General features: G+C 65.7%; 11 protein-coding genes. 7 read left to right on the top strand and 4 right to left on the bottom strand.

Annotation, left to right across the window (positions count from 1 at the left end; translation table 11 throughout):
• Nucleotides 1-49 precede the first annotated feature (49 nt).
• The 4 genes from ACI0FO_RS07495 to lpdA are packed head-to-tail and all read left to right on the top strand — an operon-like array spanning nucleotide 50 to nucleotide 5,094.
• Nucleotides 50-1,282: a 3-methyl-2-oxobutanoate dehydrogenase (2-methylpropanoyl-transferring) subunit alpha gene (locus tag ACI0FO_RS07495; protein ID WP_105560109.1), complete on the top strand. Its 1,233-nt coding sequence runs from the start codon at nucleotides 50-52 to the stop codon at nucleotides 1,280-1,282.
• A 2-nt stretch (nucleotides 1,283-1,284) separates the two neighbouring features.
• On the top strand, nucleotides 1,285-2,328 hold the full coding sequence (locus tag ACI0FO_RS07490) for an alpha-ketoacid dehydrogenase subunit beta (protein ID WP_416025418.1): 1,044 nt from the start codon (nucleotides 1,285-1,287) through the stop codon (nucleotides 2,326-2,328).
• A 1-nt stretch (nucleotide 2,329) separates the two neighbouring features.
• Nucleotides 2,330-3,688, top strand: a complete 1,359-nt coding sequence (locus ACI0FO_RS07485; protein WP_416025417.1) for a dihydrolipoamide acetyltransferase family protein — start codon at nucleotides 2,330-2,332, stop codon at nucleotides 3,686-3,688.
• A gap of 2 nt (nucleotides 3,689-3,690) precedes the next feature.
• Nucleotides 3,691-5,094, top strand: a complete 1,404-nt coding sequence (lpdA, locus tag ACI0FO_RS07480; protein ID WP_416025415.1) for a dihydrolipoyl dehydrogenase — start codon at nucleotides 3,691-3,693, stop codon at nucleotides 5,092-5,094.
• A gap of 140 nt (nucleotides 5,095-5,234) precedes the next feature.
• Here the strand turns inward: lpdA and ACI0FO_RS07475 are convergent, their stop codons facing one another.
• On the bottom strand, nucleotides 5,235-5,696 hold the full coding sequence (locus ACI0FO_RS07475) for a MaoC family dehydratase (protein WP_416025414.1): 462 nt from the start codon (nucleotides 5,694-5,696) through the stop codon (nucleotides 5,235-5,237).
• Between the two features lie 51 nt (nucleotides 5,697-5,747).
• A complete protein-coding gene (locus ACI0FO_RS07470) occupies nucleotides 5,748-6,737 on the bottom strand; it encodes a tripartite tricarboxylate transporter substrate binding protein (RefSeq protein WP_416025412.1) in 990 nt (329 codons plus the stop codon).
• 211 nt (nucleotides 6,738-6,948) lie between these two features.
• On the opposite strand from ACI0FO_RS07470, the gene ACI0FO_RS07465 reads away from it, so the two are divergent.
• Together ACI0FO_RS07465 and ACI0FO_RS07460 are read left to right on the top strand one after the other, a co-directional pair.
• Nucleotides 6,949-7,851: a LysR family transcriptional regulator gene (locus ACI0FO_RS07465; RefSeq protein WP_416025685.1), complete on the top strand. Its 903-nt coding sequence runs from the start codon at nucleotides 6,949-6,951 to the stop codon at nucleotides 7,849-7,851.
• 117 nt (nucleotides 7,852-7,968) lie between these two features.
• On the top strand, nucleotides 7,969-9,129 hold the full coding sequence (locus tag ACI0FO_RS07460; protein ID WP_416025410.1) for a CaiB/BaiF CoA transferase family protein: 1,161 nt from the start codon (nucleotides 7,969-7,971) through the stop codon (nucleotides 9,127-9,129).
• 31 nt (nucleotides 9,130-9,160) lie between these two features.
• Here ACI0FO_RS07460 and ACI0FO_RS07455 read toward each other — a convergent pair whose 3' ends face one another.
• A complete protein-coding gene (locus ACI0FO_RS07455; protein ID WP_416025408.1) occupies nucleotides 9,161-11,176 on the bottom strand; it encodes a PEP/pyruvate-binding domain-containing protein in 2,016 nt (671 codons plus the stop codon).
• A 255-nt stretch (nucleotides 11,177-11,431) separates the two neighbouring features.
• Entirely contained in the window at nucleotides 11,432-12,853 is a 1,422-nt protein-coding gene (gene argH / locus ACI0FO_RS07450) for an argininosuccinate lyase (protein WP_105560116.1), read from the bottom strand.
• 147 nt (nucleotides 12,854-13,000) lie between these two features.
• On the opposite strand from argH, the gene ACI0FO_RS07445 reads away from it, so the two are divergent.
• Nucleotides 13,001-14,365 carry a mechanosensitive ion channel family protein gene (locus ACI0FO_RS07445; RefSeq protein WP_416025405.1) on the top strand — a complete coding sequence of 455 codons (1,365 nt, stop codon included), beginning with the start codon at nucleotides 13,001-13,003 and terminating at the stop codon, nucleotides 14,363-14,365.
• Nucleotides 14,366-14,392 lie beyond the last annotated feature (27 nt).

The following is a 14,392-nucleotide window of genomic DNA, read 5'->3' as shown; positions in this document are numbered from 1 at the left end:
GTCTTGGTAGGAAGAAAACGCATGACACGATCAAGCGTGGAGACAATATATGAGCCAATATGGGCCGCTGAAGTTGCACGTCCCCGAGCCCACCGGGCGTCCGGGTTGCAAGACTGACTTTTCCTATCTGCATCTGTCGCCGCCCGGCGAGGTGCCCAAGCCCCCCATTGATGTTGCCGCGGTCGATACTGGCGGACTGGCGTACAGCCTGGTCCGGGTGATCGACGACGACGGCCGCGCGGTTGGGCCGTGGGCGCCCGAGATCAGCAACGATCAACTGCGTGCGGGCATGCGGGCCATGCTGAAGACCCGGATTTTCGACGGCCGCATGCTGACGGCGCAGCGCAAGAAGAAGATCTCGTTCTACATGCAGAGCCTGGGGGAAGAAGCCATTGGCACGGCGCATGCGCTGGCGCTGGAACAGGGCGACATGTGTTTCCCGACCTACCGCCAGCAGAGCATCCTGCTGTCGCGCGATGTGTCGCTGGTCACCATGATGTGCCAGCTGATGTCGAACGAACGCGACCCGCTCAAGGGGCGCCAACTGCCGGTGATGTACTCCGACCGGGCAAACGGTTTCTTCACCATTTCCGGCAACCTGGCCACGCAGTTCATCCAGGCGGTGGGCTGGGCGATGGCGTCCGCCATCAAGGGCGACACGCGCATCGCGTCGGCCTGGATCGGCGACGGCGCCACCGCCGAAGCCGACTTCCACACCGCACTGACGTTCGCGCACGTGTACCGCGCGCCGGTCATCCTGAACGTGGTCAACAACCAATGGGCCATCTCCACCTTCCAGGCTATCGCCGGCGGCGAGGGCGCGACCTTCGCGGGCCGCGGCGTGGGCTGCGGCATTGCGTCGCTGCGGGTGGACGGCAATGATTTCCTGGCCGTCTATTCCGCCTCGCGCTGGGCCGCCGAACGCGCCCGCCGCAACCTGGGCCCGACCCTGATCGAATGGGTGACGTACCGCGCCGGTCCGCACTCGACTTCCGACGACCCTTCCAAGTACCGCCCCGGCGACGACTGGGCGCACTTTCCGCTGGGCGACCCGATCGAACGCTTCAAGAAGCATCTGATCGGCCTGGGTATCTGGTCCGACGCCGAACACGATGCGGTTCGCGCCGAACTGGACGCCGAGATCGTCGCGGCACAAAAGGAAGCGGAAAGCTACGGCACCCTGGTGGACGGCCACGTCCCCAGCGCGGCCAGCATCTTTGAAGACGTCTACAAAGACATGCCGGAGCATCTGCGCCGGCAGCGCCAGCAGCTCGGAGTCTGATCATGGCAATTGATAACAACGCTGGTCCGGCCTCTGCGCCGATGACCATGATCCAGGCATTGCGCTCGGCCATGGATGTGATGCTGGAGCGTGACAACAACGTAGTGGTGTTCGGCCAGGACGTCGGCTATTTCGGCGGCGTGTTCCGGTGCACCGAGGGCTTGCAGACCAAGTACGGCAGCTCGCGCGTGTTCGACACGCCAATCTCGGAAGGCGGCATCGTGGGCGTGGCGGTGGGCATGGGCGCCTATGGCCTGCGGCCCGTATGCGAGATCCAGTTCGCCGACTACTTCTATCCCGCTTCCGACCAGATCGTGTCGGAAGCCGCGCGCCTGCGCTACCGCTCGGTGGGCGAGTTCATCGCCCCGATGACCATCCGCATGCCTTGCGGCGGCGGCATCTACGGCGGGCAGACGCACAGCCAAAGCCCCGAAGCCATGTTCACGCAGGTTTGCGGGTTGCGCACGGTGATGCCGTCCAACCCCTATGAGGCCAAGGGCTTGCTGATCGCCTCGATCGAAAACGACGACCCGGTGATTTTCCTGGAACCCAAGCGGCTCTACAACGGCCCCTTCGACGGTCACCACGACCGCCCGGTGACGCCGTGGACCGGGCGTCCGGGCAGCGTGGTGCCCACCGGTTACTACACCGTGCCGCTGGACACCGCCGCCATCGTGCGGCCGGGCAAGGCGCTGACGGTGCTGACCTATGGCACCACGGTGTATGTGTCGTTGACCGCCGCCGAAGAGACCGGCATTGACGCCGAAGTGATTGATCTGCGCAGCCTTTGGCCGCTGGACCTGGAAACCATCGTGAACTCGGTGAAGAAAACCGGCCGTTGCGTGGTGGTGCACGAAGCCACGCGCACCTGCGGGTATGGCGCGGAACTGATTTCGCTGGTTCAAGAACACTGCTTCCATCACCTGGAGGCGCCCGTCGAGCGCGTGACCGGTTGGGACACTCCCTATCCGCATGCGCAGGAATGGGCGTACTTCCCGGGCCCGCGCCGGGTCGGCGAAGCGTTCAAACGCGCGATGGAGGTGTGAGATGGGGATCCATATCATCAAGATGCCGGACATCGGCGAGGGCATTGCCGAGGTCGAACTGGTGGGCTGGCACGTCAAAGTGGGCGACACCGTCGCCGAGGACCAGCCGCTGGCCGATGTGATGACCGACAAGGCGACGGTGGAAATTCCGTCGCCCGTGGTCGGCAAGGTGGTCGCCCTGGGCGGCGACGTGGGCCAGGTCATGGCCGTGGGCGGCGAACTGATCCGCCTGGAAGTGGAAGGCGAGGGCAACGTCAAGGCGGGATCGGCCGCGCCCCAGAAGGCGGCGCCTGCCGCGTCCGACACGCCCGCGCCGGCCAAGCCGGAGGGCGCCGCGAAGGCAGCCGCGGGTGGCATCGCCGGCCAAATTGCGGCGTCCGTTTCGCCGGAGTCCGTTTCGCCGGCGGCAAGTTCGCCGGCGGCCAAGCCGCAAGCCGTCTCGCGCCCGGCCAGCGCCGCGCCCGTCGTGGCGCGCCAGCCGGGCGACAAGCCGTTGGCATCGCCCGCCGTGCGCAAGCGTGCGTGGGACTTGGGGATTGAACTGCGCTACGTGCCAGGCAGCGGTCCGGCCGGCCGGGTCATGCACGAAGACCTGGACGCCTATTTGCAGTCTCAGGGTTCGGGCGGGGCCGCCCGCGGCGGCTCGGCCTATGCGCAGCGCAATGACGAAGAAGCCGTGCCCGTCATCGGCCTGCGCCGGAAGATCGCCCAGAAAATGGCCGAGTCCAAGCGGCGCATTCCGCACTTCAGCTATGTCGAAGAAATCGACGTGACCGAACTGGAAGACCTGCGCGTGCAGCTCAACCAGAAATGGGGCGAATCGCGCGGCAAGCTGACGCTGTTGCCGCTGCTGGCGCGGGCCATGGTCGTGGCGTTGCGGGACTTCCCGCAGATTAATGCGCGCTACGACGATGAAGGCGGCGTGGTGACGCGCTACGGCGCCGTCCACATTGGCATCGCCACGCAAAGCGATGGCGGCCTGATGGTGCCGGTGATGCGTCACGCCGAGGCGCGCGATCTCTGGTCGATGGCCACCGAGATCGGCCGGCTGGCGCAAGCGGTGCGCAACGGCACCGCGGGGCGCGACGAACTGTCCGGGTCCACCATCACCATCACCAGCCTGGGGCCCTTGGGCGGCATCGTCACGACACCGGTGATCAACCATCCCGAAGTCGGCATCGTGGGCGTGAACCGCATCGTCGAGCGGCCGGCTTTCCGCAACGGCGCCGTGGTGGCGCGCAAGCTGATGAACCTGTCGTCGTCCTTCGACCACCGCGTGGTGGACGGCATGGACGCGGCGCGATTCATTCAGGCGGTACGCGCGCTGCTGGAACAACCCGCGCTGCTTTTCGTGGAGTAAGCATGAGCCAGATCACAAAGACAACGACCTTGCTGGTGATTGGCGGCGGCCCCGGCGGCTACGTGGCCGCCATCCGCGCCGGCCAATTGGGCGTGCCGACCCTCCTGGTAGAAGGCGGCCAGTTGGGCGGCACTTGCCTGAACATCGGTTGCATCCCATCCAAGGCACTGATCCACGCGGCCGAGGAATTCGACAAGGCGCGCCATTACGCGGACCAGTCGCCGCTGGGCATTTCGGTGTCGGCGCCGGCCATCGACATCACGCAGACCGTGGCATGGAAAGACGGCATTGTCGGCAAGCTGACGGGCGGCGTGGCCGCGCTGTTGAAGAAGAACGGCGTGGAAGTGGTGCAGGGGTGGGCCAGTTTGCTGGACGGCAAGACGGCGGAAGTCACCACGGCGGATGGGACCATCGTGCGCATTCAGTGCGAACACCTGCTGCTGGCGGCCGGCTCCGAGCCCACGCCGCTTGTGTCCATGCCGTTCGGCGGCATCGTCGTGTCTTCCACCGAAGCGCTGTCGCCTGTCAGCATCCCCAAGCGATTGGTGGTGGTCGGTGGCGGTTACATCGGCCTGGAGCTGGGCACCGTGTACCGCAAGCTGGGCGCCGAAGTCGCCGTGGTGGAAGCGCAGGACCGCATCCTGCCGACCTATGACGCCGAACTGACCAAACCCGTGGCCGCCGCGCTGGCGAAGATGGGCGTGGCGCTACACCTGAATCGCAAAGTACTGGGCCTGAACGGCGCGGGCGACGCGGTGCGGGTGCAGGACGCGGCAGGCGTCGAAACCCTGCTGCCCGCAGACCGCGTGCTGATCGCGGTGGGACGCCGTCCGCGCACGCAAGGCTGGGGGCTGGAAAGCCTGCAGCTTGACCGCAAGGGCAATGCGTTGCGCATCGACGACCAGTGCCGCACGTCCATGCGCGATGTCTGGGCCATCGGCGATATCGCCGGCGAACCCATGCTGGCGCATCGCGCCATGGCGCAGGGCGAAATGGTGGCCGAACTGGTGGCGGGCAAACGCCGGCATTTCCAGCCGGCTTCGATCCCGGCCGTGTGCTTCACCGATCCCGAGGTCGTGGTGGCGGGGTTGTCGCCGGCCGAGGCGGAAAGCGCGGGGCTGGATTGCCTGACGGCGTCCTTCCCGTTCGCCGCCAACGGGCGCGCCATGACACTGGAGTCCACCGACGGCTTCGTCCGCGTGGTTGCCCGGCGCGACAACCACTTGATCGTGGGCTGGCAGGCGGTGGGGCGCGGCGTGTCGGAACTGTCGACGGCGTTTGGCCAATCGCTGGAAATGGGCGCGACGCTTGAAGATGTGGCGGGCACCATCCACGCGCATCCGACCCTAGGTGAAGCCGTGCAGGAAGCGGCGCTGAAGGCGCTGGGCCACGCGCTGCATATCTGATTCGCCAAGCCCGTACCGCACCGCCGCGCGCCGGGCCACCGGACGCGGCGGTTTTTCTTTTCGCCGGGCCGCCTCAAGATAAGAACGCCCCCTTTGGGGGCAGCAAACAGGCACGGCGTGTGCGGCGTGGGGGCCCCTTTTCAGGTGGGGCGTTTGCGCAAGAGGTACTTCTGCTGACCCTCCATCACCAGTACACCGTGCTGGTTGCGCACTTCGCTGCGCATGGCCAGCACGCCGGTGCTGCGGCCGGGGGCAAGCTCGGTCACGTGAAGGGACGCATACAAGGTGTCACCCGAGAACACCGGCTTCAAGAAGCGGCTGCTTTGCTCCAGGAAGGCCTTCAGTGAATCCTCCACCATGTGCGGGAACAGGCCGGCGCCCGCCGCGGTCTGGATGGCCACCTGAAACCCGTGCGCAAGCAGGTGCGGCATGCCATGGGCACGGCAATACTCCACGTCGTAATGCACCGGGTGGTTGTCGCCGCTGGCCAGTTGGAAGGCGGCGAACAGCGCGTCGGTCATGGTGCGGGACGGCAGGTTGAAGACCTCGCCGATCGCGAAGTCCTCGAAGTAGCGCTGCGCGCACAGTTGATGCTTGATCATGCCGGGGTCCTGTCTGGAAAAGGGTTGCATGGGGGGATCGGGCGGGGCGCGTCAGTTCGCGGTCATGTTGGCCGCGCGGGCGACCTGGCTCCATTTCTTCAACTCGCTATCCAGAAAGGTGGCCAGTGCCGCAGGCGACGGTTCTGTTTCCAGCACCAGGCCCATGTCGTAGGCGCGGCGCTTCAACGCCTCGTCCTGCAGCGCGGCCTGCAGGGTCGACGTCAGCGTTTTGATCACCGCCGCAGGCGTGCCGGCAGGCGCGAACACGGCGTTCCAGGTGTAGGCCTCGTAGCCCGGAACGGCTTCGGCAATGGCCGGTGTGTCGGGCGTCTGCGGCAAGCGCTGGCTCATCGACGTCGCCAGCAGGCGCACCGTTCCGGCATGCACCTGGGCCAGACCGGTGGGGGCACTGTCGATCATGAATTCCAGGTGTCCGCCGATGACATCCGCCATGGCGGGAGCGCTGCCTCGGTAGGGCACGTGCATGGCGCGCGTGCCGGCCAGGTAGTTGACGAGTTCAGCGCCCAGGTGCGGCGCACTGCCGATGCCGGCGGACCCGTAGTTGACCTTGCCCGGGTGCGATTTCAGATAGGCCAGGAACTCCGGCAGGGTCCGGGCCGGCAGGGATTTATTGACGACCAGCACCAGCGGCGCCTTGGCGGCCAAACCGACCGGCGCGAAGTCTTCGATGGTGCGGTAGGGCAGCGTTGCATGGATGCTCGGGTTGACGGCGTGCGCTACGGTGGTCAGCAGCAAGGTGTAGCCGTCAGGCGGCGCCTTCGCGACCGTCTCCGTGCCGACCAGCGTGCCCGCGCCGGTGCGGTTTTCAACGATGATGGTCGTGCCCGCCTGGCGGCCCCAGCTTTCGGCCAGGGCGCGGGCGAAGGTGTCCGTTGGGCCGCCTGCCGCGTAGGGCACCACCAATTTCACCGGCCGCGATGGAAAGCCGGACTGTGCCCACGCGATGGGGGCGGCTATGAGCAGGCCGATGGCCACAGTCAGCTTTCGGGCCGGCGCGGCCCAGCGGGATAGGGGGATCATTGCTTGTCTCCATTCATTGTTCTGGCTGCCTGTCTGCCGGATGCCGCCGGGTGGTCCCGACAGATGGCGGCGGCTTCGGGTTTGTTCCCTGGTTTCGGCAGAATATAAAGACGATGATCCGGGGCGAACAGTCGAATGTTTTTTCGTCGGCTTAGAACCTTTCTAACAGTGGCTTTCCTTGCCGGCATGGCGGGGGTTGCGGGGGATGGCGTTGCGCTACGAACTGACCGACTTGCGAGTTTTCATGGCTATCGCCGAAGCCAAGAGCCTGACGGGCGGCGCGTCCGACCTGCACCTGACCGCGCCATCGGCCAGCTACCGGCTGAAGAACCTGGAACAGGCGATGGGGGTGCCGCTGTTCATACGCACGCAGAAGGGCATGTCGCTGACGCCTGCGGGCATGACCGTGCTGCGCTATGCGCAGACGATCTTCGCCAATGTCGAACGCCTGCAGGGCGAAATGCGCCGGCACACGGACGGCGTCGAGGGGCATATTCGCGTGTTTGCCAACAGCAGCACGATGAGCGGTCTGCCTGCCGCGCTGAGCCGATTTCTGGCGGCCTATCCCAACGTCAACATTGACCTGGAAGAACGCCTTAGCGCCGACACGGTCAAGGCCGTGCTGGATGGACATGCGGACGTGGGGCTGGTGGCCGGCGCCATTGAGATGCGCGGCCTGGAATTCATTACCTATGGCAAGGACGAATTGCTGTTCATCATCCCGCCGCGCCATCCGCTGGGCCTGCACGTGCGCGTGTCGCTGGAGGCCGCCCTGGCACACGATATCGTGGCGATCGGTCGAAAGAGCAGCAATTTCCTGTATTTGCAGCAGATGGCCGAGCAATTGGGCATCAAGCCACGGGTTCGGGTGCATGCGCCCAACTTCGATGCGGTGCTGCGGTGCGTGCAGGAGGGCGCGGGCATTTCCCTCGTGCCCCGTTCGGTCGCTGCCGCGGCGCTGGCGCAGGGCAAGATCGAAGGCGTGGAAATCGAAGAGGCGTGGGCAGTGCGCGAGCAGCGCGTGGTGATGCGCAGCATGGAGGCGTTGCCCGTCTTCGCACGCGATTTCGTGGGCTATGTCACCGAGCTTACCCCCGCCGACGCTGGCGATTAGAGAATTCTGAAGCGCGATTAAAAATTATCGACTGGCGGCGGCGCGTAGGGCATTCCTATAATTTTCTTGCATTGCCGGCCGGCTCACGGGCCGGCGCCCTTGGAGGCGCAAGACGATATGACCGCAGCTTTGAAACCTCTGGACGGCATCACAGTCGTCGCGCTTGAGCATGCCGTGGCGGCACCGTTCGCCAGCCGTCAATTGGCGGATCTTGGCGCCCGCGTGATCAAGATCGAACGCCCCGGCACGGGCGATTTCGCGCGCGGCTATGATGCCGCGGTGCACGGACAGTCTTCATTCTTCGTGTGGGCCAACCGGGGCAAGGAAAGCCTGTGCCTGGACCTTGAACAGCCCGCCCAGCGCGCCGTGCTGCAGCGGCTGCTGGCCGACGCCGACGTCTTCATCCAGAACCTGGCTCCGGGAGCGGCACAACGCAAGGGGCTGGACTTTGCCACCTTGCATGCCGACTTTCCCCGGCTGATCGTGTGCGATGTTTCGGGGTATGGCGACAGTGGGCCATTTCGCGAGAAAAAGGCCTATGACCTGCTGATCCAGGCCGCGGCTGGCTTGATTTCAGTGACGGGCACCCCTGACGCGCCTGCGCGCACCGGCATATCGATTGCCGATATCTCCGCAGGCATGTACGCGTATTCGGGGATCCTGACGGCCTTGTTGCATCGAGGGCGCACAGGCAAGGGGCTGCGGGTAGAGGTCACTATGCTGGAGGCGCTAGTCGAATGGATGTCGTACCCGTTGAATGCTGCCCGTTATGGCGGCTCGCCGCCAGCGCGCAACGGCGTGGCCCATCCGGCCATCGCCCCTTACGGTCAGTATCAGGCGGGCGACGGCAAGGAGATCATTTTTGGCTTGCAGAACGAACGCGAATGGGGGCATTTCTGCGCAGGGGTACTGCGGAATCCGGCCCTGGCGCAAGACGGGCGCTTTTCGTCTAACGTCCTGCGCGTCGCGAACCGCCAGGCCCTGGATGCCTGCATCGCCGAATGCTTCTCGCCGCTAACGCGCAAGGAGGTGCTGCGTCGGCTGGACGAAGCGGGCATCGCCAATTCCGCGCTGAACACCATGCATGACGTCTGGGACCATCCGCAGTTCGCCGCTCGCGACCGGTGGCGCGATGTCGTCACGCCGGCAGGGCCGATCCGGGCGTTGTTGCCTCCCGCCACGCTGTCGGGCATGGAGGCGGCCATGGGCGACGTGCCGGCGCTGGGCCAGCACACGCAGGCGATCCTGGCCGAATTGGGCGTCACGCTGGCCGCTTGACGCCGCTTGCGGAAGTGGCCGTGGCGCGCCGCTACCGGCTGCCATCCACATACGGCCGGGATTGCAGGATCAGAATCTTGTCCCCCTGCACGGCCCATTCGATGTCCTGGTCCACGTTGCCCAGACGCAGCTTGATCTGGCTGCCCACGGCGGCCAGCCGGGCGACCAGCGCGTCGGTCAGTACCTGGCGGGAGCCTTCGATCGGTACCTCGCGCACGCCGCCCGCCGCGTTTGGCACCAGTTGCGTGTCTTCGGCCGACCGGCTCAGCACCTGCACGGCCTTGGACCAGCTGGAATACATCAGTTGCTCTGCCTGGCGTTTGCCTTCCACCACTTTGATTCCCAGGCCGCGTTTGGCCGAGATGTAGGTCACGTAGCGCCGCGACGCGTCGAAGGGGTCGCGCGTGATCATCACGCCTGAACTGTCCGAGGCCGCTGCCTGCTGTACCAGCACGGCCATCACCACGCCGTCCTGGCCGATGCCTGCCGCGCGCCGGGCCTCGTAGGCTTCGAAGTTGTAGATGGACGCCCACACCGTCTGGATCGCCCGGGGCAGCGCGTCGGCTTGCGTCACGTTGGGCACCGTGGTGTAGAGCCCCGCGCCGCTGAACCCGGGCAGGTCTTCGGAATTCGACGAGCTGCGCACGAATACGCCGCGGCCTTGCAATTGCGATTGCCAACGATTGCGCCATGCGGCGGCCAGCGCGGGATCGGGCTGGGCATTGATGATGTCCTGGCGCAAGGCGGCGAGCTCGGCACGGCGGACATTGGCGTCGCTGGCGAAGTCTGGCCGCTGCTCCAGTGCGGCGACGCGTTGCGGCACGTGCAACTGCTGCATGAACGCGGCGTATTGGGCAAAGGGGATGCAGAAGCCGTCCGGCACGCTCGCCAGCGGCGCCAACGCGGATTTCAGCGCGCCCAGGTTGGCCGCCTTGACCCCGCAATGGCGGCTGTCGCGGGTTGCCATGCCGGTCAGCGGCTTGATGGCCTTGACGGTCAGGTCGGGCTTGGGCAGCGGCAGGCCGCCCGCCTTGGGCCCGGGCGTCGCGGGCGCATCGGGCTTGGCGATGGGCTGTACCTGATAGCCGTTGCTGGAAACATTCAGCGCTACCCACTGGCCGTCGTAGCCGCGCAGCGTGGCAACCCCGTCGCGCACATAGGCGTTGGGAATGCGCCAGCCCTTGGCCAGCAGATTCACGTGCGACAGCAGGGTGGAGGGCCGTTGCGTGATCAGGCCGGCCACGGGCGGCAGCGCGACCGGCACTTCGTCCAGCACCAGGATGTCGGTCGGCATCAGATCGGGGGTGTCTTCCACCGAGGTGATGATGCGCAGGCGGCCTTGGGCGCTTCCGGTGTTCAACGGCAGGAACGTCTGTTCGCGCAGCAGGGCCTCCTGGGTAACGACGTCCAGACCGGCGTGTTGCGCCGTCTGTTCGTGCATCGTGGAGTTGGCCTTGAAGCGAAGCGGCGCGTAGAAGGTGGCACGCAGCCGTTCCCCGGTCAGGGCCAGCAGTTCGGGCGTCAGCCGGTCGCCTTCCCAGAACTCATAGGTGTAGCCGGGCAGGTCTCGCTGCCAGCTGAGGGTGCCGAACAGCAGCCGGCGTTGCGGATCCTTATATTGGGCGATCAGCGTAGCCTTGTCCGAGTCGGGCAACAGGCGACGTTCGCGGGCGAAGTTCTCGTGCAGCGTATAGCGCGGCGTATCGATGTAATAGATGCGGTCGGCGTGCTTGCGGTCGATCACGAATAGCACGTGCGGGATTTCGAGCGGCGTGCCGGCGTTGTACACGCGGGCCAGCTGCTGGAATTCTTCTGGGGTGCGGATCTGGCCCAGGAAGGCGGGGCCACCGCGTTTGGCGTCCTCGGGCTTGCGCGCTTCGATCTCGTCCGGCCGCAAGGGCCGGGCGTTTTCATAGGGGGAGGGCTTACGAGCGGTTTGCGCCTGAGGCGCGGCGCTGATGCTGGCGGCCAGAAGGCCGAACGCGGTCAGGACAATCAGGCTTGGCCGGCGCGGGCCAAGACGATGTAATGCAGGCGGTGGGCGCATGAAAAGACGGGCGGGTCGCAGGGAGTTGCGATGATATCGGAGCCGCCGCGTGGCGCCGTGGAACGATGTGTCCAGATGTACCAAGTCATTGTCGTCAAGGCGTTCGGGCTTACAAATACCCCATTCCAGGGATACGCTGACCCCGCGATTCCCGTGAAATCGGGTTCGGCGGAGTGTCGCGCCGCTGCTGGCATTGCCCACATGCAACAAGGCCCCCAAAAGGGGGCCCTGTTTTTTCGCCAGCCTGAGCCGGAATCAGCCTTCAGCCGTTTCCGCCAGGATTCGCTTGGCTTCTTCGGCCACGCGCTCGGGGGCGGTGCCGCCGATGTGCTTGCGCGCGGCGACCGAGCCTTCCAGCGTCAGCACTTGATGGACGTCGTCGCCGATCTGGGCGTGGTATGCCTTCAGTTCGTCGGTGGACAGGTCGGCCAGGTCGCAGCCGCGCTGTTCGCAGTCGCGCACGGCGTGAGCCACCACTTCGTGGGCATCACGGAAAGGCACGCCACGCTTGACCAGGTAGTCGGCCAGGTCGGTGGCGGTGGCGAAGCCTTGCAGCGCGGCGGCGCGCATGTTGTCGGCCTTCACCTTGATGCCGGCAGCCATGTCCGCGAAGATGGTCAGCGTGTCGCGCACGGTGTCCACGGTGTCGAACAAGCCTTCCTTGTCTTCCTGGTTGTCCTTGTTGTAGGCCAGGGGTTGGCCTTTCATCAGGGTCAGCAGGGCGACCAGGTTGCCGTTCACGCGGCCAGTCTTGCCGCGGGCCAGTTCGGGCACGTCGGGGTTTTTCTTTTGCGGCATGATCGAACTGCCGGTGCAGAAGCGGTCGGCCAGGTCGATGAAACCCACGCGCGGGCTCATCCAGAGCACCAGCTCTTCGGACAGGCGCGACACGTGCGTCATGATCAGTGCGCCGGCTGCGCAGAATTCGATGGCGAAGTCGCGGTCGGACACGGCATCCAGCGAGTTGCGGCAGACGCCGTCGAAGCCCAGCGTCTTGGCGACGCGTTCGCGGTCGATCGGGAACGACGTGCCGGCCAGCGCGGCGGCGCCCAGGGGCAGGCGGTTCACGCGGCGGCGGCAATCGGCCAGGCGTTCGGCATCGCGGCCGAACATTTCAGCGTAGGCCAGCAAATGATGGCCGAACGTGACGGGCTGGGCGACTTGCAGGTGGGTAAAGCCCGGCATGATGGTGCCGGCGTTGTCCAGCGCGACCGCGGCCAGCGCATGACGCAATTGGCGCAGCAGGTCTTGCAGGTTGTCGATTTCGTCGCGCAGCCACAGGCGGATGTCGGTGGCGACCTGGTCGTTGCGGGAACGGCCGGTGTGCAGGCGCTTGCCGGCATCGCCCACCAGTTCCACCAGGCGCTTCTCGATGTTCAGGTGCACGTCTTCCAGGTCCAACAGCCATTGGAAGCTGCCGGCATCGATTTCGGACAGGATCTGGGTCATGCCGCGCTGGATATCAGCCAGATCCTGGGCGCCAATGATGCCCTGGGCGGCCAGCATGTCGGCATGCGCGAGCGAGCCCTGGATGTCGTGGCGCGCCAGGCGCTTGTCGAAATCCACGGACGCCGTGTAGCGCTTTACAAGTTCGGAAACCGGTTCCGAGAACCGGGCGGACCAGGCCTGCGCCTTATTGGCGAACTGGTTTTGATCGGAGGAGGGAGTGTTTGCCATGATGGGCGGAATTATAGGGCCTGCGGCCGCCGGGGCGCACGCGGCGGGGTAGCATGGCCCCATATCGCCGCGCCGCAGCCTCGGCCCGGCGCGACTTGTCGGATAATCCACAGTCAGTTCCAAGACCTTAAAGCGAGTACACGATATATGCCCCTGGAATGGGAAGAACTGGTTACCCAACTTGATACCCACATGCCGCACGAGGCCTGGGCGCAGACGCTGGTCGGCATCGGCGTGCTGATTCTGACGGCGCTGTTTGTCCAGTGGGTCGTCGCCCGGGTGGTGCTGCTGTTGGCGCACCGCGTGCTGGTGCTGAGCGGCCGCGGCGACTGGGATCAGGCCTTGCAGCGCCGCCGCGCCTATCAGAACCTTTGGTATGCCGTGCCTTTCGCGGTGGTGTCGCTGGGCATCGACCTGGTGCCCCACGTGGAAAAGGCGGTGACCATCGTCGGCCGGCTGGCGCACGCGGGCGCCTGGATCTGCGTGTTCGTCGCGTTCTCGGGCGTGTTAAGCGCCTGGCAGGACACCTATTCGGCCACGACGCGGGCCCAAACCCGGTCCATCAAGGGCTATATCCAGATCGGCAAGCTGATTCTGATGGCGGTATGCACCGTTTTGGTGCTTTCTATTCTGATCGACCGGTCGCCGCTATGGATGATCTCGGGCCTGGGCGCGTTGTCGGCGGTGCTGTTGCTGGTGTTCAAGGACACGCTGCTGTCGCTGGTGGCCAGCACGCAGCTGACCAGCAACGATATGCTGCGCATCGGCGACTGGATTGAAATGCCGCAATCCAACGCCGACGGCTTCGTCAAGGACATCGCGCTGCATACCGTCAAAGTGCAGAACTGGGACAACACGGTCACCACCGTGCCGACCTACAAGCTCTTTTCGGAAAGCTACCGCAACTACCGGCACATGTTCGAGTCCGGCGGCCGGCGCATTAAGCGCACCCTGCGGATCGATGCTTCCAGCGTGCGCTTCCTGACGGACGACGAAGCCCAGCGCCTGATGCGTTTCCGCCTGCTGCACGACTATCTGCAAGCCAAGACCCAGGACATCGCCCAGGCGAACCAGACAATGGGCGAACTGGCCAGCGTACCGGCCAACCGGCGCCGCCTGACCAACATCGGCACGTTCCGGGCCTATGGCCTGGCGTTCCTGAAGCAGAACAAGGAAGTCCGCCAGGACATGGCGATGATGGTCCGCATGATGGAGCCCACGTCGGACGGCATTCCGGTCGAGGTCTATTGCTTCACGGCAGTGACGGCCTGGGTGGAATACGAGCGGATTCAGGGCGACATCTTCGACCACCTGCTGGCCATCCTGCCGGAACTGGGCCTGCGGCTGTATCAGCAGCCTTCAGGCGCGGATATCGGCGCAATGGGCAGCTACCTGCGCGAGGGCGCGGTTCAGGCCGCGTTGGCCGGCGAGCGCGACCGCCAGGCCCTGGCCCCGCCGATCGACGCCATGCCGCTCGAACGCGGGCTGACCGACGGCAAGATGCCCAGCTAGCCGGCGGCGCCGGGGAGCGCCGTGAGA

This window comes from Achromobacter marplatensis (genome assembly GCF_049060505.1).
Classification (GTDB): Bacteria; Pseudomonadota; Gammaproteobacteria; order Burkholderiales; family Burkholderiaceae_B; genus Achromobacter; species Achromobacter marplatensis_A.
The sequence above is the reverse complement of the archived record's forward strand: the minus strand, read 5'-3'. Positions and strand labels throughout refer to the sequence as shown.